The following is a 21140-nucleotide window of genomic DNA, read 5'->3' as shown; positions in this document are numbered from 1 at the left end:
GGGCCAGTCAATGGGAGCGCTCGTGGCAGCGGACAGGGAGTTCTGGAGCGAGGTGCTGACCGCCGGCGGCTTCACCGCTGTTCCGCGGTGGGCAGGCGAGCCGGTGACCGGTGAGGCCGAGCACGAGCAGATCGTGCCGGCCGGGACGGCGCGGGCGGTGCGCGCCCTGGCGGCCGCGCTGGAGGTGCCGCCCGGCGCGGTCCTGCTGGCCGCGCACGCCAAGGTGCTGGCCGTGCTGTCCGGTGAGCCGGACGTGGTGACGGGCCATGTCCCGGGCCCGGACTCCGGCCCGCTGCCCTGCCGGCTGGCCGTCGCGCCGTCGTCCTGGCGCCGGCTGGTGCTCGACGCCCACCGCGCCGCAAGGGACCTGCTCGCGCACCGGGACTTTCCCGTGGACCAGCTGCGCCGGGAGCTGGGGCTCTCCGGACCGCCGTTCGAGGCCGTCTTCGACCCGGCGGACACCGGGGGCGGCGCCCTGCCCGCCGAGGCGGTGCTGCGGGTGGCGTTCGGCGAGCCGGACGGGCTGCTGACGGCACGGCTGCGGTACCGCACGGACGCGCTGGACGCCGGCGCCGCGGCCCGGATCTGCGGCTACCACCTGACCGCGCTGCGTCTGATGGCCGCCGACGTGGACGCCGAGCACACCCGGCAGAGCGTGCTGTCGCCCGAGGAGAGGCGCGACCAGCTGGAGGGGCTGGCCGGGCCGCACCGGGAACTGCCGTCCGCGCGGGCGCACGAACTCTTCGAGGAGCGGGTACGGGCCCACCCCGAGGCGGTGGCAGCGGTGCACGGCGAGCGGTCGTGGACGTACGGGGAGCTGAACGCACGGGCCAACCGGCTGGCCCGGGCCCTGCTGGCGCGCGGTCTGCGCCGGGAGGACGTGGTGGCCGTGGTCACCGAACGCAATCTCGACTGGCTGGCGGCGGTACTGGCGGTGTTCAAGGCCGGCGGTGCCTACCTGCCGATCGAGCCGCACTTCCCGGCCGGGCGGATCGAGGCGACGCTCGCCCGGGCCGGCTGCCGGCTGGTGCTGACCGAGCCGGGCAGCAGCGGCACCCTGGACGAGGCGCGGGCCGCGCTGCCGGCGGGGACCGAGAAGCTGCTGATCGAGACGGCGTACGCGGAGCAGCACGCGGACGGCGACCTCCAAGTGGAGGTCTCCCCCGACCAGTTGGCGTACATCTACTTCACCTCCGGCTCCACCGGTGAGCCCAAGGGAGCGATGTGCGAGCACGCGGGCATGCTCAACCACCTGTACGCCAAGATCGACGACCTGGGGATCGGCCCCGGGCGGGTGGTGGCGCAGACGGCTCCGCAGTGTTTCGACATCTCGCTGTGGCAGTTGCTGGCCGGGCTCCTGGTGGGCGGGCGGACCCTGCTGGTCGAGCAGGACGCCGTCGTGGACGTGGAGCGGTTCCTCGACACGCTCGTGCGCGGCCGGGTCGCCGTGGCGCAGGTCGTGCCCTCCTATCTGGAGGTGGTGGCCTCGTATCTGGAACGCCACCCCCGCGAACTGCCCGACCTCGCCTGCGTGTCGGTGACCGGCGAGGCGCTGAAGCGGGAGCTCGTCCAGCGCTGGTTCGCCCTCCAGCCCGGCATCGGGCTGGTCAACGCCTACGGACTCACCGAGACTTCGGACGACACCAACCACGAGGTCATGGACGCGGTGCCGGAACGGGTGCTGCTGGGACGCCCGGTCAACAACGTGCGCGTCTACGTCGTCGACGAGAACCTCGCACCGGTGCCGCTCGGCGCGCCCGGACTGATCGCCTTCTCCGGCGTGTGTGTGGGACGCGGATACGTCAACGATCCCGAGCGGACCCGTGAGGCCTACCGTGAGGACCCGCACCGGCCGGGCGAGCGGCTGTATCTGGCGGGCGACTGGGGCCGCTGGCACCCCGGCGGGAAGCTGGAGTTCCTCGGCCGCCGGGACAGTCAGGTCAAGATCCGCGGGTTCCGCATCGAGATCGGGGAGATCGAGAACACCCTGCTGCGCGTTCCCGGGGTCCGGGACGGCGCGGTGGTCGTCGCCGAACTCGCGGGCCGCAGCACGCATCTGATCGCCTTCCACTCCGGCCGGCGGCTTCAGCCGGAGGAGTTGCGCGAGGCGCTCGGTGCCGCGCTGCCCGCGTACATGGTCCCGTCGGCCTTCCACTGGCAGGACGCGCTGCCGCTGACCGGCAACGGGAAGATCGACCGCAAGGCGCTGACGGCGCTGGCCGAACGCAGCGCGCCCGCGGCGGAACAGGCCGGTTCCGGGGAGCCCGAGGACGCCCCGCGCACCCCGACCGAGCGGCGGCTGGCGGCCGCGTGGGCGGAACTGCTGGGCCTGCCCGGGCGGACGATCGGCCGGCGGGACCACTTCTTCGACCTCGGCGGAACCTCCCTGTCGGCGGTGAAGCTCACCATCGCCCTGAACCGCGAGGTGTCCCTCAAGGACATCACCCGCCATCCGGTGCTCGCCGAACTCGCCGCGTGCCTCGACGGCACGGCCCGGCAGCGGCCGGGACTGCTCCAGCCGCTGTCGGCGGACGAGACCTCCCCCGCGTGCGCGCTGGTGTGCTTCCCCCACGCGGGCGGCAACGCGGTCAACTTCCAGCCGATGGCGGGCGCCCTGTCCGGAAGCGGCGTCGCCGTCCTCGCGGTGGACCTGCCCGGTCACGACCCGGCCGCCGGCGAGGAGCCGTTCGCACCGCTGGAACAGGTGGTGGAGCGGGTCGCCACGGAGATCGCCGATCGCGGCCTGAAGCAGGTCATGCTGTGGGGCCACTCCTCCGGCACCGCGCCCGCCCTGCTGGCCGCCCAGCGGCTCTCCTCTCTCGGGGTCGAGGTGACACGGGTGTTCCTCGGCGCCCAGTTGCTCGGCACCGCCGCCGAACGACGCGCCGCCGCAGCCGAGTTGACCGAGAGCGGCGACGCCGAGATCGCCGCCCGGATCGGTGCGGACGGCGGCTACCCGGAACTCGGCGAGCTGAACGCGGAGCACGCCGAACGGGTCGGGGCCGCCTACCGGCACGACTGCGTGGCGGCGCAGCGCTGCTTCGCCGACGCCCTGGACAGCCCACCCGCGGTGCGACTGGCCGCGCCGGTCACCGTGGTCGTCGCCGGCGACGACCCGAGCACCGCGGGCTTCCGCGACCACTGGCGGGACTGGGAGCTGCTGGCCGAACAGGTGGAACTGCGGGAACTCACCGACGGCGGCCACTACTTCCCCCGCACCCGCCCGGCCGCCGCGGCGGCGGCCGTACTGGACGCCGCCGGGCTGCTGGCCTCCTCCTGAACACCGTCGAGGCCCGCTCTGTGAGCCTCGCTGGTGACGAACGAAAGGAAACCCAGATGTCGTTCTCATCCCCGGCTTCGGTGCTGGAGGTGGAGATGCGCCCGGGCAGACCGCCCGTCCTGTGCGTCGACACCCCTGCGGACGCGACCGGATGGGCGGCCGAGCACCGCGAGGCGCTGCGGGCACGGGTAGCCGAGCACGGAGCACTGTTCGTGCGCGGCCTGGGACTGGCGGAGGCGGAGCAGATATCCGCCGTCTTCACGGAACTGGCCGGCCCCCTGATGCCGGAGCGGGAGGCCTTCGCCCCTCGCGAGTCCTACGGCCCCGGTCTGTACTCCTCCACCGCCTGGCCCGCCAACCAGCCCATGTGCATGCACCACGAACTGAGTTACGCGCTGAAGGTGCCCGGGCTGATGCTGTTCGCGTGCCCGACCGCGCCCGCCGAGGGCGGGGCGACCGCGGTGGCCGACGCGGAGGCCGTCCTGAACGCGCTGCCCGCCGGGCTGGCCGAGCGCTTCGAGCGCGAGGGCTGGCTGCTCACCCGCAGCTACAACGACGAGATCGGGGCGTCCCTGGCGGAGTCGTTCGGCACCGAGGACCGCGAGACCGTCGAGAACTACTGCCGCGCCCACGCCATCGAGTTCGCCTGGCAGCCCGACGGCGGACTGCGCACCCGGCAGCGGCGCTGCGCCGTGGTGCGGCACCCGGTCACCGGCCGGCGCTGCTGGTTCAACCAGATCGCCTTCCTCAACGAGTGGACGCTGGCCCCGGAGGTGCGCGAGTACCTGGTGGACGAGTACGGCGCGGACGGGCTGCCGTTCAACACCCGCTTCGGCGACGGCGGACCGATCGGCGAGGAGGTGATCCAGCTGCTCAACGAGACCTACGAGGCGCACACCCGCCGCGAGCCCTGGCAGTCCGGCGACCTGCTGCTGGTCGACAACATTCGCACCGCGCACAGCAGAGAGGCCTTCACCGGTGACCGGCAGGTACTCGTCGCCATGGCCGAGCCCCAGCGCCTGGCCGAGTACGGCCCGACCACGAAGGGAAGCCGGCGATGACCTCCGTGACCTCCCCCGCCACCGACCGGGCCGCCTCCAGGACGGCCCCGGTGCCCACCTTCGCCGTGATCTCCGGCGCCCAGGTGCAGCAGGCACTCGAAGGGCGCCAGAAGCAGCTCACCGAACTGGTCGAGGCGACGTACCGGCTGCACGGCTCCGGCAGTACGGTGAACCCGCCGTCGTACTTCCTGCGCTTCACCGACCGCCCCACGTCCCGGATCATCGCGCTGCCGGCCTCCGTCGGCGGTCCGGCGGGCGTGGACGGGCTGAAGTGGATCTCCAGCTTCCCGGACAACGTCGGCGCGGGACTGCCCCGGGCCTCGGCGGTCCTGGTCCTCAACGACCACGACACCGGCTACCCCATCGCCTGCCTGGAGAGCTCCATCATCAGCGCCACCAGGACCGCCGCGTCCGCGGCGCTGGCCGCCGACTGGCTCACCCGCAACCGGCCCCGCCCCACCCGGGTCGGCTTCTTCGGCACCGGTCTGATCGCGCGCTACATCCACACCTTCCTGACGGGGACCGGCTTCGGCTTCGACAGCGTCGGCGTGTACGACCTGTCCGCCGACAGCGCCGCCGGGTTCTGCGGCTATCTGCGCCAGTCCGGCGCGGACGGCGACGCTCCGGAGATCACCGTCCACGAGAGCGCCGAGGATCTGATCCGCTCCAGCGACCTGCTGGTCTTCGCGACGATCGCCGGCGAGCCGCACGTCACCGACCCGGCCTGGTTCACCCACCACCCGGTCGTCCTGCACGTGTCGCTGCGCGACCTCGCCCCGCAGGTGCTGCTCTCGGGGGCCAACTTCGTCGACGACGTCGAGCACTGCCTGAAGGCCGACACCTCGCCGCATCTGACCGAGCAGCTCACCGGCGGCCGGGACTTCCTGAACGGCACCCTCGACGACGTCATGACCGGGCGGGTGGATCCGCCCACCGACCGGCCGGTGATCTTCTCACCGTTCGGACTGGGGGTCCTCGACCTCGCCGTCGGCAAGTACGTCTACGACGAGGTGGCCCGCGCCGGAAACCTGCACGTCATCGACGACTTCTTCCACGAGCTGCGCCGGTACGGCTGAACGTTCCTTCCCCTGCTCAGGCATCAGGAGGCCAGCGTGCCCGTCATATCAGCCCCTCACGCCTTCAACGAAGGCCAACTCTACGTTGATCTCCGGTCGATATTCGGGCGCTCGCTCTACCTGAAGTGCGAGGGCTTCAACTTCGCCGGCTCGATCAAGATGAAGGCCGCGACAGAGATGGTGGAGGCCGCGGAGCGGGACGGCCTCCTGACACCCAGCTCGATCCTCATCGAGTCCTCGTCGGGCAACCTCGGTGTGGCGCTCAGCATGATCGCCGCCAGCAAGGGCTACCGGTTCCTCTGCGTGACGGACTCCCGCTGCAATCTGTCCGCGCGGCTGCTGATGGAGGCGCTGGGCAGCGAGGTGCACGTCATCGCCGACCTGGACGCCAACGGCGGGTTCCTCGGCGCGCGGATCGACTACGTCCGCGCGCTGTGCGCCTCCGACGAGCGGTACGTGTGGCTCAGCCAGTACACCAACCCGAACAACTGGGGGGCCCACTACCGCAAAACCGGGCCGGAGATCGCCCGTCAGTTCCCGCTTCTCGACGTGCTGTTCGTCGGGGCGGGCACCACGGGCACGCTGATGGGCTGCGCCCGCTTCTTCCGCGAGTGGCACCGGCCGGTGCGGATCGTCGCGGTGGACACCGTCGGCTCGGTCGCCTTCGGCGGTCAGCCGGGCCGGCGGATGATCCCCGGGCTGGGGATGAGCATGCGCCCGCCGCTGCTCGACGAGTCCTTCGTCGACGAGGTGATCCGGGTCGAGGAGGCCGACACCATCCGCGCCTGTCACCGGCTGGCCCGGCGCGGCTTCCTCTTCGGCGGTTCCACGGGGACGGTGGTCAGCGGGGCCGTGGAGTGGCTGTCGCGCAACGACGCCCGCGACCTGACCGCCGTGGCCATCGCCCCGGACCTCGGGGAGCGCTACCTCGACACGATCTACCAGACCTCCTGGCTCGAGGACCTGTACGGCGACCTGCTCCTCGGCGACCGGCGCGGCCAGGGGGAACCCGATCCGGAGGAGGTCACCGCGGGATCCGTCGCCGTCGATCCCCGCTCGTCCGCACAGGGCGGGTCACGCGAGCGGTAGCGCCCGCCGCACGGACGGGGACCGCGGGGCGGACGGCCGCCCCGCGGTCCCCGTGCGGAGGCACGCCTGCGGTCAGCTCGCGGCGCCGCGCAGTTCGGACAGCGTGGCCGCGGTCAGCGGCCGGGGCTCGCTGCCGGGGTCGACCAGGACCACCGTGCAGGTGGCGGCGTGAGTCAGGGCCGCGGTGAGACTGCCGTCGGCGAACTGGGCCAGCGGGCCGCGCGGCGAGCGGCCCACCGCCACGGCACGCGCGCCCACCTCGGCGGCGTGCCGGGCCAGGGCGCGGCCGGCCGCCGCGTGGTCGCCGACGCTGCCGAGGATCTGGCCCCGCGCGGCGACACCGTGGGCGGCGAGGCGGTCGAGGTGGGCGGTGACGGTGGCGCGGGCCTGCTCGAAGTCCTCGGCGTCGGCCGCCTGTTCCTCGACGACGACGGTCTGCTGGACGTGCACGACCTCCAGGGGGCTGCCGGAGTCCCGGGCGAGCCGGGCCGCGGCGTCGACGATCACGGCGGCCCCTTCGTGGGCACCGACGGCGACGACCACGGGCGGCGCGCCGGTGGACGGTGCGGGGCCGACGGGCGTGAAAGTCGGCGTGACCAGTGCCCCGGCAGGCAACGTTTGCCCGTCAAGGAGCGGCGTCCGGTGCGTGCTCTGGGGGTACCCCCTGCTCGGAGAGCTTGGGGGAGTGCCGGCCGGAAGTCCTCGTACTGGACGTACTTGGGCTTTCGGCCGGTGCGGCGGGAGTGGGGGTCCCCCCTGCTCGAAGAGCCTGGGGGAGTGCCGGGCGTCGCGACGGGGCGAACGTTGCCTGTTGGGGCACTGGGTCCCCTTCGCCGGTGCGTGTCTCGGCCTGCCGCAGGAGCCGGTGGCCGCAGGCCAGCACGGGAATGGCGAGGAGGAAGGTGGCGGCGCCGAGGTAGAACGGGACGCTCAGGTCGGTGGCGTCGGCGACCTTGCCGGCGACGTAGGGGGCCAGGCCGCCGCCGATGAACCGCAGGAAGCCGTACGCGGAGGAGGCGACGGGCCGCTCGACCGGGGAGACGAGCATGACGGCCTGGGTGGTCAGGGTGTTGTTGATGCCGATGAACGCGCCGCTGACGATGACCGCCACGATGACGACGGTCGGGGTGGCGACACCGGCGGCTATGACGGCCATCACGATGCTCAGGCCGGCCAGGTTGGCGTAGAGCACGGGGGCGGTTCCGTAGCGGGCCTGGAGGCGCGGGGCGAAGAAGACGCTGAAGGCGGCCACGAGCAGTCCCCAGCCGGTGAAGACCAGCCCGAGCTGGTGCGCGTCCAGCTCCATCGGGTACGGCGCGTAGCCGAGCATGGTGAAGAAGCCCCAGTTGTAGAGCAGGGCCATGATGCCCATGGTCAGCAGGCCGCGGTGGCGCAGTGCCTTGAGGGGGGCGAGGGGCGAGGTGCGGCGTTCGGGCTTCGGCAGGTTCGGGACGAAGGCCAGGGTGGCCACGAGGGCGATGGCCATGAGGACGGCGACGCCGAAGAAGGGGCCGCGCCAGCTGATGGCGCCCAGTTCGCCGCCGAGCAGCGGGCCCACGGCGATGCCGAGGCCGAGCGCGGTCTCGTAGAGGATGATCGCGCCGCCGAAGCCGCCGCTGGCCGAGGCGACGATGACGGCCAGCGAGGTGGCGATGAACAGCGCGTTGCCCAGTCCCCAGCCCGCGCGGAAGCCGACGATGCCGTCGATGGAGCCCGACGTCCCGGCCAGGGCGGCGAAGACGACGATGACGGCCAGGCCGGTGACGAGGGTGCGCTTGGCCCCGAAGCGGCTGGAGAACCAGCCGACGATCAGCATCGCGACAGCGGTGACGATCAGGTAGCTGCTGAACAGCAGGGAAACCTGGCTGGGCGAGGCGTGCAGGCTCTGGGCCAGGGCGGGCAGGATCGGGTCGACCAGGCCGATGCCCATGAACGAGATGACGCAGGCGAACGCGACGGCCCAGACGGCCTTGGGTTGTTTGAAAGGACTGGCGGCCTTTCCGTGGCCGGCGGCCTTTGCGTGCGGTGCACTCATGTACGCCTCTCCTGTGAGGTGGGCCGAGGTGGTCGGCGGTGGCGTGGGCGGGTCAGGAGCGCGCCTGGCGGTCCTCGATGACACGGGCCAGGGCCGGCAGCGCGACACGCACCGCGCGCTGTTCGGCCTCGGGCAGTTCCTCGACGAGTTCCTGGAGGGCCCGGGCCCGTTCCGAGCGGCGCTGCCGGAAGACCTCGAGACCGGCGTCGGTGGCCTCCACGAGGACGCCCCGGCCGTCGCTGTGGTCCGCGGTGCGCCGTACCAGGCCCGCCCGCTCCAGCCGGGTCACGAGCTGGGTCATGTTGGGCTGGGACACGCTCTCCGCCCGCGCCAGCTCCGTCAGCCGGTACGGGCCCTCGCGGCCCAGCCGGGACAGCGCCGAGGAGGCGGCCGTGCTCAGTCCGCCGGCGGTCGCGCTGCGGCGCACGTACCGGACCATCTGCTCGACGGCGACCATCAGGTCCTCGGGCGACGCCTCGGGGCCCACTGGGTCCATAACCCACTTATGCATAAGCGCATTATGCACTTAGGTGTAGGACGAAACAAGATTCCGTGATCCCGGGAGGCGCGAACATGTCGAGGCCGGCCGGAGCGGGCCGGCCGGCCTCGATGTCATGATCAGCCGATGCGGGGCGTGATCAGATGTGTTCGGTTGTCGTCATCCTCGATCGAGATCCGCGATCAGACGAGGTCGAACCGGTCGAGGTTCATGACCTTGACCCACGCCGCGACGAAGTCCTGGACGAACTGCTCCTTCGCGTCGTCGCTCGCGTAGACCTCGGCGAGCGCGCGCAGCTCGGAGTTGGACCCGAAGACGAGGTCGGCACGGCTGCCCGTCCACTTGACCTCGCCGGTGGCGGCGTCGCGGCCCTCGAAGGTGCCGGCGTCCTCGGACACCGCGTGCCACGTCGTGCCCAGGTCGAGCAGGTTGACGAAGAAGTCGTTCGTCAGCACGCCGGGCGTCTCGGTGAGCACGCCGAGCGGCGAGCCGTTGTACGTGGCACCCAGGGCGCGCAGACCACCGACGAGGACCGTCGCCTCGGGGGCGCTCAGGGTGAGCAGGTTCGCCCGGTCGAGCAGCAGGTACTCGGCCGGCAGCCGGTTGCCCTTCCCGAGGTGGTTGCGGAACCCGTCGGCGGTGGGCTCGAGCGCGGCGAAGGACTCCGCGTCGGTCTCCTCCTGCGAGGCGTCCACGCGGCCCGGGGTGAAGGGCACCTCGACGGGGAAGCCGGCCTCCGCGGCGGCCCGCTCGACGGCCGCGCCGCCGGCGAGCACGATCAGGTCGGCCAGCGAGACCCGCTTGCCGCCGCCCTGGGCGGCGTTGAAGGACTCCTGGACCTGCTCCAGGGCGCGCAGCACCGTCGCCAGCTCGTCGGGGTCGTTGACCTCCCAGCCGCTCTGCGGCTGGAGCCGGATGCGGGCGCCGTTGGCGCCGCCGCGCTTGTCGCTGCCGCGGAAGGTGGAGGCCGACGCCCAGGCGGTGGACACGAGCTGCGCCGTCGACAGACCCGAGTCGAGGACCTTGGCCTTGAGCTCGGCGGCGTCCGCGGCGTCGATCTGCTCGTAGTCCGCCTCGGGCAGCGGGTCCTGCCAGATCAGCGTCTCGGCGGGGACCTCCGGGCCGAGGTAGCGCACGGCCGGGCCCATGTCGCGGTGGGTCAGCTTGAACCACGCGCGCGCGAAGGCGTCCGCGAACTCCTCCGGGTTCTCCATGAAGCGCCGCGAGATCGGCTCGTAGGCCGGGTCGACCCGCAGGGAGAGGTCCGTCGTCAGCATCGTGGGCGCGTGCCGCCTGGCCGGGTCGTGGGCGTCGGGGACGGTGTCCGCGCCCGCGCCGTCCTTCGGCCGCCACTGGTGGGCGCCGGCCGGGCTCTTGAACAGCTCCCACTCGTAGCCGAACAGGATCTGGAAGAAGCTGTTGTCCCAGGTGGTCGGCGTGTCCGTCCAGATGCCCTCCAGGCCGCTGGTGATCGCGTCGCCGCCCTTGCCGGTGCCGTAGGTGCTGCGCCAGCCCAGGCCCTGCTCCTCCATCGTGGCGCCCTCGGGGGCGGGTCCGACGTGGTCGGCGGGGCCCGCGCCGTGGGTCTTGCCGAAGGTGTGGCCGCCCGCGATCAGGGCGACCGTCTCCTCGTCGTTCATCGCCATCCGGCGGAACGTCTCACGGACGTCGCGGGCCGCGGCGAGCGGGTCCGGGTTGCCGTTGGGACCCTCGGGGTTGACGTAGATCAGGCCCATCTGGACCGCGCCGAGCGGGTTCTCCAGCTCGCGGTCGCCGGTGTAGCGCTCGTCGCCGAGCCAGGTGGTCTCGGGGCCCCAGTAGACGTCCTCCTCGGGCTCCCACACGTCCTCGCGGCCGCCGGCGTAGCCGAAGGTCTTGAAGCCCATCGACTCCAGGGCGACGTTGCCGGCGAGGATCATGAGGTCGGCCCAGGAGAGGTTCCGGCCGTACTTCTTCTTCACCGGCCACAGCAGGCGGCGGGCCTTGTCCAGGTTGCCGTTGTCCGGCCAGCTGTTGAGCGGCGCGAAACGCTGCTGGCCGGCGCCGGCGCCGCCCCGGCCGTCGCTGATCCGGTAGGTGCCGGCGCTGTGCCAGGCCATCCGGATGACGAAGGGGCCGTAGTGGCCGAAGTCCGCGGGCCACCAGTCCTGCGACGTGGTCAGCACCTCGGCGATGTCCCGCTTGACGGCGGGCAGGTCGAGGCTACGGAACGCCTCGGCGTAGTCGAAGTCCGCGCCGAGGGGGTTGGCCACCGCGGGGTTCTTGGCGAGGATCTTCAGGTTCAGGCGGTCCGGCCACCACTGACGGTTCCCGCCGCCCTGGGTGGGGTGCGCCGCACGGCCGTGCGCGACCGGGCAGCCGCCTGTGCCCTCCGTCTTCGCGTCGGTGACGATTGCATCGGGGTTCTCGGACATGGTCTTCCTTCCGGACTGGGCGGATCGCGAGCTCAGGTACTGCCGGAGGTGGAACAGGCGGGGCACAGGCCCCAGTAGATGACCTCGGCCTCGTGGATCGAGAAGCCGTGGTCCTCGGACGCGGTCAGACAGGGGGCGTCGCCCACGGCGCAGTCGACGTCGGCGACGGCACCGCACGAGCGGCACACGACGTGGTGGTGGTTGTCCCCGACGCGCCCCTCGAACCGGGCCGGGCTGCCGGACGGTTCGATACGGCGGACGAGCCCCGCCGCGGTGAGCGCGCGCAGCGCCTCGTAGACGGCCTGCAGGGAGACGTGACCCACGCGTTCGCGCACCCCGGAGGCAATCGCCTCGGCATCGAGGTGATCACCTGCCCGTACGGTTTCGAGCAGTGCCACCCGCGCGGCAGTCACGCGCAGGCCGGCGGCACGCAGCTCACCGGCGGTGGCCTCGGTCCGAGGTCCGGTCATGCGCCGAACCTACGCCGCAAACGCGAACGACTCAAGAAAACGAAGGGTCAAAGTCTTGTCGTGTCTCCGCGGCGGTGACCGCGAGGGGAGGGGGCCTCGGAACCCGCGGTTCCGTGACATCCGTCACGGTCCATCCTGAAACTAAGCGTCCGGCATAGTAGATGCCCCGCCGGAGATATAGGGGATATGTCCGCCTTCGTGCGGACGCCCGTCCCGGCGGGCCCGCCGGCGCGCCACTCCCCCGCCGCCACCCCTCGCCCCGCTCAGTCGAGGGCCTTCTGACAGGGCGCCAGGAATACCGGGGCCGCGGGAGCCGGAAGCAGCACGCCCGCGTTCGCTTTCGCAAGGGTCTCGCGAAAGTACGAGGTGAGGTAGTACCAGGGGCCCTTTGCGCCCTTTGCGGAGCCGTCCCAAGAATGACGACCCCCCACCCCGAGCGAGGTCAACGCATGGGCACGCACCGCAAGCAGCAGCACTACCGGCGCATAGTCGTCGCCGCCGTCGCCGTGGGCGCAGTCGCCGTCCCTTCCACGGCACTGGCCTGCAACGGCAGTCCGTCCGCCCCCGGAGGCAGCCCCTCCCTCGGCGCCGGGAGCCGTCCGGGCGGAGCCGGTGAACTCCGGCCCGGCGGTCACGGCCCATTCCAGCCGGGCGGTTCCGGCTGGGGCCGGCACGGCCACCACAGCTCCCCGACCAGCCCCGATTCACCGGCGTCCCCGGCCGGCCCCGCCGCCCCCGCCCAGCCGAGCGCGCCCGACGCGGGGGCTCCTTCCGAACCGACCGCGTCCAAGGACACCTCCGCCTCGTCCGAGGCCACGGCCCGTGTCGTGGAGCTCGTCAACTCCGAGCGTTCCAAGGTGGGTTGTTCGGCCCTGACCGTGAACGACAAGCTGACCAAGGCCGCCCAGGCGCACAGCGAGGACATGGCGGCCCATCAGAACATGTCGCACACCGGGTCCGACGGGTCCAACCCGGGCGACCGGATCACGCGGGCCGGCTACAGCTGGCAGAGCTACGGCGAGAACGTCGCCTACGGTTACGCCACCCCGGAGCAGGTCATGGCGGGCTGGATGGGCAGCCCCGGCCACAAGGCGAACATCCTCAACTGCTCCTTCAAGGAGATCGGCGTCGGTCTCGCCCAGCCCGGCAACTACTGGACGCAGGAGTTCGGAGCCGGCCGCTGACCCGCGGCGCGGTCCGGCACCCCGGCCGGACCGCGCTCGGGTCATCCGGCGCCTCCTCCGGCCGTCCGCCCGTCCAGCAGGCGCGCGGCCCGTTCGACATGCGGCGGCAGGGTGCGGCGCCGGGCGACGGCGGCCGGCAGCCGGACGGCGGTCTCCTTCAGCGCCCGGCGGGCGCCGGGCCGGCCCAGGGCGGCGGCCAGGGCCAGGGCGGCGCCGGCCGGCGGGGTGCCGAGGCCCGGGGTCCGCGTCAGCGGCCGCTCGGACAGGTGGGAGTCGAGGAAGCCGGCACCAGCGGTCACGAACACCCGATCCCAGGAGAACGGCAGCGTGTCACCAGCCATCAGGCGCTCCTTGGTGCGTACGTCCATGCCCTGGACCGGGGGTGTCGGGCTTCACGCGTTGGGGTGGCGACCCCGGTCGCGATGGGTGGGGAGGAATTCCTGGACCTTGGCCTTGAAGCCCTGGCGGACCACCGCCGCACGGTCCGTGTCGCCCTTGAGGACGGCGGTCGCGGCGGCCTCGATCTGGTCGAGGGTGGCGTGCGGCGGGATGGGCGGTACGGCCGGATCGGTCACGAAGTCCAGCACGCAGGGCCGGTCCGTCGCGAGGGCGGCCTCCCACGCCCCCGTCACCTCGCCGGGCTTCTCTATCCGGATGGCCTCCAGACCGAGCGAGCGGGCGAAGTCGGCGTAGGCGACGTCGGGGATGGACTGCGACGGCAGGAACTGCGGTGCGCCCTCCATGGCGCGCATCTCCCAGGTCACCTGGTTCAGGACCAGGTTGTTGAGGACGGCGACGATCAGTCGCGGATCGGCCCAGTCCCGCCAGTACTTGGCGACGGTGATCAGCTCGGCCATGCCGTTCATCTGCATCGCCCCGTCGCCGACCAGGGCGATCGCCGGCCGGTCGCCGTGCGCGAACTTCGCGCCGATGGCGTACGGCACGCCGGGCCCCATGGTGGCGAGGGTGCCCGACAGCGAACCGCGCATGGCACCGCGCAGCTTGAGGTGGCGGGCGTACCAGTTGGCGGCGGACCCGGAGTCCGCGGCCAGGATGGCGTTGTCGGGGAGCAGGTCGTTCAGCGCGTGGGCGACGTACTCGGGGTTGATGGGGTCGGCCTCGACGGCGGCGCGCCGCCGCATGACCTCCCACCAGTCCGCGGTGTCCTGCTCGATCTTCTGGCGCCAGCCGTGCTCCCGGGCCACCTTGAGCGACGGCAGCAGCCGGCGCAGCGTCACGGCGGCGTCCCCGACCAGATTGACCTCGAAGGGGTAGCGCAGGCCGATCATGTGGGGGTCGATGTCGATCTGCACGGCCCGCGCCTGGCCGAACTCGGGCAGGAACTGCGTGTACGGGAAGCTGGAGCCGACGACCAGGAGCGTGTCGCAGTCCCGCATCATCTCGTACGAGGGCCGGGTGCCCAGCAGCCCGATCGCGCCGGTGACGTAGGGCAGTTCGTCGTCGAGGACGTCCTTGCCCAGCAGTGCCTTGGCGACGCCGGCGCCTAGGTGTTCGGCGACCTGCATGACCTCCTGCCGTGCGCCGCGGGCGCCCTGGCCGACGAGGATCGCGGGCCTCTGCCCGGAGTTGAGGACTTCCGCCGCCCGGGCGAGAGCCTCCTCGGACGGCACCGGCGCGTAGTAGGACATGCCCAGGCTGGACGGCACCATCTTGAAGGCGTGCTCGGGCGGCGAGTAGTCGAGTTCCTGCACGTCGGCGGGGATGATGACGGCCGTCACCGAACGCCGGGCCAGGGAGGTGCGCATGGCGCGGTCGAGCACGTTGGGCAGTTGCTCGGGGACGGTGACCGTCTCGCAGAAGTCGGAGGCGACGTCCTTGTAGAGGGCCGGCAGGTCGACCTCCTGCTGGTAGGAGCCGCCCATGGCGCTGCGGTTGGTCTGGCCGACGACGGCGACCACGGGCACGTGGTCCAGTTTGGCGTCGTACAGGCCGTTGAGCAGGTGGATGGCCCCGGGCCCCGAGGTGGCCGCGCACACGCCCGGTTTGCCGGAGAACTTGACGTAGCCGACCGCTTCGAAGGCGGCCATCTCCTCGTGCCTGGCCTGGATGAACCTCGGCCGGTTGTCGGCCCGGCCCCAGGCGGCGAGCAGGCCGTTGAGCGACGGATGGTCGTAGCCGAACTCGTCGAACAGGACTTTCAGGTCGCGCAGATGGTCCCCCAGGCGGTCGGGCGGGACGGCGGAGTCCTCCCAGCCCTCCCAGGTCTCCCGGCCGTCCGGGGGGCGGGCAGTCACCCCCAGCCCCGCCTCGCGTGCCTTGAGCATCTCCTGTTCGCGCACCGGGTTGTCGGAGAGGGCCACGGCGGGGTCCTTCTCACTGCGGCTCAGCGACCACAGCAGCTCCCGCGCCTGGTCGTCGACGGCCTCCAGTTGGCTGGGATCGCTGTGTTCCAGGAGGCGCGGGACGTCGTCGGCGGCGGTGCAGATGTCGTCGTACCCGAGGACGAGCAGCGACTGGAACGGCGGTACGGGCACGAGGTCGAGCTCGGCGCGCAGCACGGTCACGAGGGTGCCCTCGCTGCCCACCAGGGCCCTGGCGACGTCGAAGCCCTTCTCCGGCAGCAGGGAGTCCAGGTTGTAGCCGGAGACGCGGCGCGGAATGTCCGGGTAGCCGTGCCGCACGTCCGCGAGGTACTCGGTGATGATGCGGTCGAGGCCTGCGTAGATCTCGGCCCTGCGGCCGCCCTCCTCCGCGATCCGCTCCCGCTCGGCCTTCGGGGTGGGCCCCACCCACATCCGTGTGCCGTCGTAGGTGAGGATCTCCAGGCGGCGTACGTTGTCCACGGTCTTGCCGTACGCCTGCGTGGAGGCGCCGCAGGAGTTGTTGCCGATCATTCCGCCCAGCGCACAGTGGGTGTGCGTCGACGGCTTGGGCCCGAACTGGAGTCGGTGGCCGGACAGTTGGCGGTTGAGCTCGTCCAGGACGATCCCCGGCTCCACGACGCAGGTGCGGGCGCCGGGATCGACCGACACGAGCCGGTGGCAGTACTTCGTCCAGTCGACGACCACCGCCGCGTTGGTCGCCTGACCGGCCAGGCTGGTCCCGCCGCCCCGGGACAGGACCGGGGCGCCGAACCGCGCGCACACCTCGACGGCCCGGGCACCGGACTCGATGTCGCGCGGGACGACGACCCCGATCGGGACCTGCCGGTAGGGAGCCGTCGGTGGCGTACGCGCCCCTGCTGCCGGCGTCGAAGCGGACTTCGGCGTCGGTCTCGGCGAGCAGCGCGGCTTCGAGGCCGGCCGCGTTCGACGCGGCCGGCTGCACGGGTGCGGGAGTCACGGTAGGGCAGGGGTCAGCCGGCGAGCCGGCCGCGGAGCAGTTCCTTGCCCATCTCGGCACCCTTGCGACTGTCGGCCTGCGCCTTGCGGAAGAGTTCGACCAGGTCGGCGTCGTGCTCGCGCTCGGCGTCGTCGATGTAGGTCTCCAGACGCAGGGCGTTGCCCAGGCACTCCTCGACGTACCAGAGCAGGTTGTAGTCCTTGTCCAGGGTGCCGGTGACCTTGCCGGTCTCGGTGTTCCTCGCCATCACGCTCTCCTCCACCGTCGGAATCCGTGGGGCCGGATGCGCGGCCAGTGATCGTCACGGTCCGTGGCGCGGTCGCTGGCCGCAGCCGTCCGCCCCTCGATGACGAGGCCCGAGTGCCCAAGAGCGGCAAGGGGTATGCGACCTCCCGGCCACTGGAGGCGGCCGTGTTCGCAAGGCCCCATGGGCAGGCCCTGCGCACGGCCTTGCGCGAGGCACTTCGCCACCGTGGCGCATGAGCTCGCGCGGGGGGCTCGCGGGGGACTTCGGCCCCGCGCGATTCGTACCCAGGGCTGGGGGAACCCGGCCGGACATGATCGGGAGCATGGTGCGTGGTGGCGTCGCCGGTGCCGCCGGAACGACCGTACTGAACGCCGTGACCTACGCCGACATGGCGTGGCGGGGAAGGCCGGCCAGCCAGGTCCCCGCACAGGTGGTGGACAAGCTCGCGGAGGACCTGGGCCATCCGGTCGCCGGACCGGACGACAGCCGGGACAACCGGCTCTCCGGCCTCGGCGCGCTGTCCGGCATCGCCGTGGGCGTCGGCACGGGAACGGCCGTCGCGCTGGCCCGTCGGGCGGGGGTCAGGATGCCCTGGTGGCTGGGAGGTGTGGTCACCGGCGCCCTGGCCATGGCCGCGACGGACGTGCCGATGGCCCGGCTCGGAGTGAGCGACCCGGCTGACTGGCCGGCCGAGGACTGGCTGTCGGACGCGGTGCCGCACCTGCTGTACGGACTGGTCACCCACGGCCTTGTGACGGCCGCGGAACGTCGCCCGTGAGCAGGCCGTCCTGCGTCAGATGAGCGTCACGAACATGATCACGATCACCACCGCCACCACGATGTACAGGACCCGGAAGGACCCGAGCGCACCCTTGCCGGCGGGCTCGCCACCGCCACCGCGCGGGCGGTCCTCCTCGAGGTCGGGGTTCTCCGGACGATCCCGGGTGTAGAAGTAGTCGTCGTCTCCTGCCATGAGCCCATCACTCCTTCACCTTCACCGGGAGGCCTTCCGAGTACCCGGTCCACCGGCCGCCGCACCGGTTCGCCACGGCCGGAAGGCGGTGCTCCGTCCGGCGTAGGCTGGAGGCCTGCCAGGAGGACACCATGGAGTTCGACGTGATCGTGGAGATCCCCCAGGGGTCCCGGAACAAGTACGAGATGGATCACGAACTGCACCGCATCCGGCTGGACCGGCTGCTGTTCACCTCCACCCGGTATCCGGCGGACTACGGCTACATCGACGGCACCCTGGGGCGTGACGGCGACCCGCTGGACGCGCTCGTGCTGACCGGCGAGCCGACGTTCCCCGGCTGCCTCGTCGAGTGCCGGGCGGTGGGCATGTTCGCCATGAAGGACGAGCGCGGCCCCGACGAGAAGATCCTCTGCGTGCCCGCCCACGATCCCCGGTACGCGGGCGTGCAGGACATCGACGACATCTCCCTCTTCGACCGGCTGGAGTTCACCCACTTCTTCGAGGTGTACAAGGACCTGGAACCCGGCAAGTCCGTCGAGGGCTCGCACTGGGAGGGCCGCGAGCAGGCCTACGCGGAGATCGACGCCTCCCGCGCCCGTGCCACCGGCGGGCACACGCCGGTCCACAGCTGACGGGACTGCGGGACCCCATCGCCGGCCGGCGCCCGCGCGCTTGATGTACCGCCGTCAACGCGCGGGCTCATCGCGTCACGGGGCCGGCAATGCGCGACCCCGAAACGATCCGAACCACTCAGTACGGGCCATTGGCGGATAAAAGCACTTTCGCACTGCCTGCTCATGGCATGTTGACCTCCCTACTTCTCCCCCGGAGGCACATGTGCCCAACTCGCCCGGCCCCAGGGACTCGACGCCGGGGTACCCCAGGTGGTCGGACCGTCTGATACGCCAGCTGGATGCCTTCGCGGCCAGGAGGTCAGGGGCCGAGAGGGTGCCCGCCCTGGTGCTCAGCAGACAGGACGGCGGTGATGCCACATGGCCCGCCTTCATGATCCGGGAGTACGAGAGCCGACTGGCACGAGGCCACGGCAACGCGCACTGCCGGGTGCCGCATGCGGTCGTCGACGACGCGATACCGGCCGACGGCTTCCTTCCGACGATCGACCGTGTGGCACGGACGTTCCAGCGCACCATGCCCTCGGGGCGTCTGCGGCTGCGCGCCTTCCACACGTGCCGGGCCGTACTGGAAGCGGAACGCGGCGCGGGAGACGTCCAGGCCGAGCAGCAGCCCATCGTCGAGACCCTCTACGCGGAAATGCTGCAGAGGCGGAGGTCGCTGCGCGCCGGCGCCTACGTGGCGGACTTCCTGGGCCGGCATGCTCTGACCGGCTGGCTCCAAGGACTCGTCGCCGCCGTGATCGTCGACCTTCCCAAGCTGTGTTACCGGTTCCATCTGCGGCACTGGGGCCTGCGCTGGGTGGCAGGCGAATGCAACCGGGGCAGCTTCCTGGACGCCGCGCTCGACTTCTGCCGTGACGGCGAACTGGGTCGCGACGACCAGCGCGTGCGGCGCATCCTGTTGCGCGCGCTCCTGACCGACCTGCGCAGGGCGACCCGGGGCAGGACCTGGCTGAGTCACCTGCGGGACCGGCGCCGGTGGTCCTTCGTCGTTCTCATCCCGGAGATCGACGACCCGAACGGCCCCGGTCGGGCGTTCCTCGGCACCTTCGAGGAACTGGCCGGCGACCACCCGACCAGGCCGCTGCTCGTCCTGGCCGCCTGCGCGGGCCCACCGCCCGACTACGCCATCCCGCTCGACGCCGACCTCGACCGGCCGAACGGCATCGCCGACAAGGTCTGCACCGTCCTCGGCGAAGACAGTGCCGAGCCCGTACGCCTCGTCACGCTGCCGGCCGCGGACGACTCGGACGGTACGGCGAAGTACAAGATCGAGAACGGTCTGGAAGTCATGGCCCGCAAGGACCACCCCCTGGACTGGATCCGTCCGTCGGTCCTGCCCGTCGTGGGCGTGGCGACCGCGGGACTCCTGCTGGCCCCGAGCCACCTCTGGTCCACTCGGGCCGGCGCGCCTGCCTCGTGCCTGACCGTGGGGACCGGTGAGCGAGTGGGTCTCACCGACGGCAAGCAATGCCATCTGGGCGTGCAGGGAGACCGCGGGAATGAACTGCGGGACCTGGAGGACCAGGTCGCCAAGGAGAACGCCCGGATTCCCGACGGGCCGTACCGCACCTTGGTCTTTCTCGCTCCCCTGACTCTGCAGGACGGTGTGTACGACGATCCGCCGCTCGGCCTGCAGATCCTGCGCGGCGTGATCGCCCAGCAGCACAAGCTGAACTCCGGTGTCCGCCAGAACAAGATGCCGATCCGCCTGCTCATCGCCAACACCGGCCAGTACTTCCAGTACGGCGCCTACAACGCCGCGGCGCCGAAGAACCCGGACGTCGCACAGATGATCATCGACCGGCAGCGCACCGACCACATCGCGGCGGTCATCGGCATCACGCAGAGCCGTCCCGAGTCGTTGAAGGCGGTCCAGGAGTTCGACCGTGCCGGGATTCCCGTCATTGCGAGCGGCGTCTCCGGCAGCACCATGGTCGGACCCTACTCCCCGCAGCGCTACTTCCAGATCTCGGCGCCCGACACACGCCTGGGTCCGATCCTCGCGGACTTCATCCGCCACTCCCCCGAGATTCACCGCCTCACCAGCGACAGGCCCCACGCCGTCGTCGTCTACGACCCGACCGACACCTCCTTCAGCACGGACCTGAGGAACGTCTTCGTACGCGCCTACCGTGCGCACGGCGACATCGACGAGATCACCTACAGCGAGAAGCCCGGCGCGACAACGCCGGAGAGCATCGTCACCGACGTGTGCAACAAGGTCACCGCGACCCACGGCATCGTCGTCTACCTGGCACGGTCCGGAGTACTGCCCAGTCTTCTCAACGCCATGCGGAGTGCCGGTGGCGAGTGCCAGCCACCGGCGGGAACGACCATTCCCCTGATCTCGGAAAGCGCCCCCCTCGACTTCCAGCTCCGTCCGGCGGAGACGGCGCGCGCCTACCCGTACATGAATCTCTTCTACGAGACGACGAACGCCCCCACGCGGGACCCCCGGGATCCCTACGCGCAGTTCACCCAGGACTTCGCCGACGTCTTCCACCGCCACAGCGCCGACGCGGACGCGGCCAGCGGATTCGACAGCGTGGGCATCGTCTCCAAGGTCGTCGAGAATCTCCTGCCCGCCTCCCCCGACGTCCAGCCGAACGACATCTACCTGTGGCTCACCGCCCATGGCGTGTCGCAGTACCCCGGCGCGTCGGGCGTGCTGCAACTGGATGCCAGGAACAAGTTCCCACCCGACAAGGCCGTCTACATCCGTGAGATCGCCCAGCCGGGCGGTGCCACGACGACACTGCTCAGCTGCGGAATCCTGCCCGACCGGCAGGACCCCGAGAAGTGGGGCACCCCGCCCGACACCTTCCCCTGCCTCCGCGAGGACAGCCGGTCACCGTCCGGCTGAGGGACCCC

15 protein-coding genes and 2 pseudogenes are annotated in these 21140 nt (G+C 71.7%); 8 read left to right on the top strand and 9 right to left on the bottom strand.

The genetic code is table 11. The features are described 5' to 3' along the window. The first annotated feature begins 10 nt into the window (after positions 1–10). The 4 genes from CG719_RS06820 to sbnA are packed head-to-tail and all read left to right on the top strand — an operon-like array spanning position 11 to position 6506. The gene (locus CG719_RS06820; RefSeq protein WP_100567560.1) at positions 11–3280 is read left to right on the top strand and encodes a non-ribosomal peptide synthetase; all 3270 of its coding nucleotides are present in this window, start codon (positions 11–13) and stop codon (positions 3278–3280) included. 56 nt (positions 3281–3336) lie between these two features. After that, positions 3337–4341, top strand: a complete 1005-nt coding sequence (locus CG719_RS06815) for a TauD/TfdA family dioxygenase (protein WP_100567559.1) — start codon at positions 3337–3339, stop codon at positions 4339–4341. After that, entirely contained in the window at positions 4338–5417 is a 1080-nt protein-coding gene (gene sbnB / locus CG719_RS06810) for a 2,3-diaminopropionate biosynthesis protein SbnB (RefSeq protein WP_100567558.1), read from the top strand. The genes CG719_RS06815 and sbnB overlap by 4 nt, the downstream gene beginning before the upstream one ends. A gap of 36 nt (positions 5418–5453) precedes the next feature. Further along, the gene (gene sbnA / locus CG719_RS06805) at positions 5454–6506 is read left to right on the top strand and encodes a 2,3-diaminopropionate biosynthesis protein SbnA (RefSeq protein WP_234375466.1); all 1053 of its coding nucleotides are present in this window, start codon (positions 5454–5456) and stop codon (positions 6504–6506) included. A 72-nt stretch (positions 6507–6578) separates the two neighbouring features. Here the strand turns inward: sbnA and CG719_RS06800 are convergent. The 5 genes and pseudogenes from CG719_RS06800 to CG719_RS06780 form a co-directional block, all read right to left on the bottom strand. Continuing rightward, positions 6579–7103 (bottom strand): annotated as a pseudogene (locus CG719_RS06800) (universal stress protein); the annotation flags it as partial. A 222-nt stretch (positions 7104–7325) separates the two neighbouring features. Continuing rightward, positions 7326–8541: pseudogene (locus tag CG719_RS06795) on the bottom strand (MFS transporter); the annotation flags it as partial. 52 nt (positions 8542–8593) lie between these two features. Then, the gene (locus tag CG719_RS06790) at positions 8594–9052 is read right to left on the bottom strand and encodes a MarR family winged helix-turn-helix transcriptional regulator (RefSeq protein ID WP_234375465.1); all 459 of its coding nucleotides are present in this window, start codon (positions 9050–9052) and stop codon (positions 8594–8596) included. A gap of 170 nt (positions 9053–9222) precedes the next feature. Continuing rightward, positions 9223–11454, bottom strand: a complete 2232-nt coding sequence (gene katG / locus CG719_RS06785; protein ID WP_100567556.1) for a catalase/peroxidase HPI — start codon at positions 11452–11454, stop codon at positions 9223–9225. Between the two features lie 32 nt (positions 11455–11486). Beyond that, entirely contained in the window at positions 11487–11924 is a 438-nt protein-coding gene (locus CG719_RS06780; protein WP_100567555.1) for a Fur family transcriptional regulator, read from the bottom strand. Positions 11925–12373: 449 nt separating this feature from the next. Between CG719_RS06780 and CG719_RS06775 the strand changes: the two genes are divergently transcribed. Further along, on the top strand, positions 12374–13108 hold the full coding sequence (locus tag CG719_RS06775) for a CAP domain-containing protein (protein WP_100567554.1): 735 nt from the start codon (positions 12374–12376) through the stop codon (positions 13106–13108). A 41-nt stretch (positions 13109–13149) separates the two neighbouring features. On the opposite strand, the gene CG719_RS37090 is transcribed toward CG719_RS06775, so the two are convergent. From CG719_RS37090 to CG719_RS06760, 3 genes are all read right to left on the bottom strand, one after another. Next, positions 13150–13449, bottom strand: coding sequence for a hypothetical protein (locus CG719_RS37090; RefSeq protein WP_267895332.1), 300 nt, complete (start codon positions 13447–13449; stop codon positions 13150–13152). 51 nt (positions 13450–13500) lie between these two features. Further along, positions 13501–16215 carry a thiamine pyrophosphate-requiring protein gene (locus tag CG719_RS06765; protein WP_100567553.1) on the bottom strand — a complete coding sequence of 905 codons (2715 nt, stop codon included), beginning with the start codon at positions 16213–16215 and terminating at the stop codon, positions 13501–13503. A 209-nt stretch (positions 16216–16424) separates the two neighbouring features. Then, the gene (locus CG719_RS06760; RefSeq protein WP_100567552.1) at positions 16425–16658 is read right to left on the bottom strand and encodes a hypothetical protein; all 234 of its coding nucleotides are present in this window, start codon (positions 16656–16658) and stop codon (positions 16425–16427) included. Between the two features lie 310 nt (positions 16659–16968). Here CG719_RS06760 and CG719_RS06755 point away from each other — a divergent pair, with 310 nt between their 5' ends. Continuing rightward, on the top strand, positions 16969–17436 hold the full coding sequence (locus tag CG719_RS06755) for a hypothetical protein (protein WP_100567551.1): 468 nt from the start codon (positions 16969–16971) through the stop codon (positions 17434–17436). A gap of 15 nt (positions 17437–17451) precedes the next feature. Here CG719_RS06755 and CG719_RS06750 read toward each other — a convergent pair whose 3' ends face one another. After that, entirely contained in the window at positions 17452–17631 is a 180-nt protein-coding gene (locus tag CG719_RS06750; protein WP_100567550.1) for a hypothetical protein, read from the bottom strand. 131 nt (positions 17632–17762) lie between these two features. Between CG719_RS06750 and CG719_RS06745 the strand changes: the two genes are divergently transcribed. Continuing rightward, positions 17763–18263, top strand: coding sequence for an inorganic diphosphatase (locus CG719_RS06745; RefSeq protein WP_100567549.1), 501 nt, complete (start codon positions 17763–17765; stop codon positions 18261–18263). Between the two features lie 328 nt (positions 18264–18591). Next, positions 18592–21132 carry an ABC transporter substrate-binding protein gene (locus CG719_RS06740; protein WP_159024833.1) on the top strand — a complete coding sequence of 847 codons (2541 nt, stop codon included), beginning with the start codon at positions 18592–18594 and terminating at the stop codon, positions 21130–21132. The last annotated feature ends 8 nt before the right edge of the window (positions 21133–21140 follow it).

The sequence above is a fragment of the Streptomyces sp. CB01373 genome (assembly GCF_002803075.1).
Classification (GTDB): Bacteria; Actinomycetota; Actinomycetes; order Streptomycetales; family Streptomycetaceae; genus Streptomyces.
Note: the sequence above shows the minus strand (reverse complement) of the source record. Positions and strands in the feature narration are given on the sequence as shown.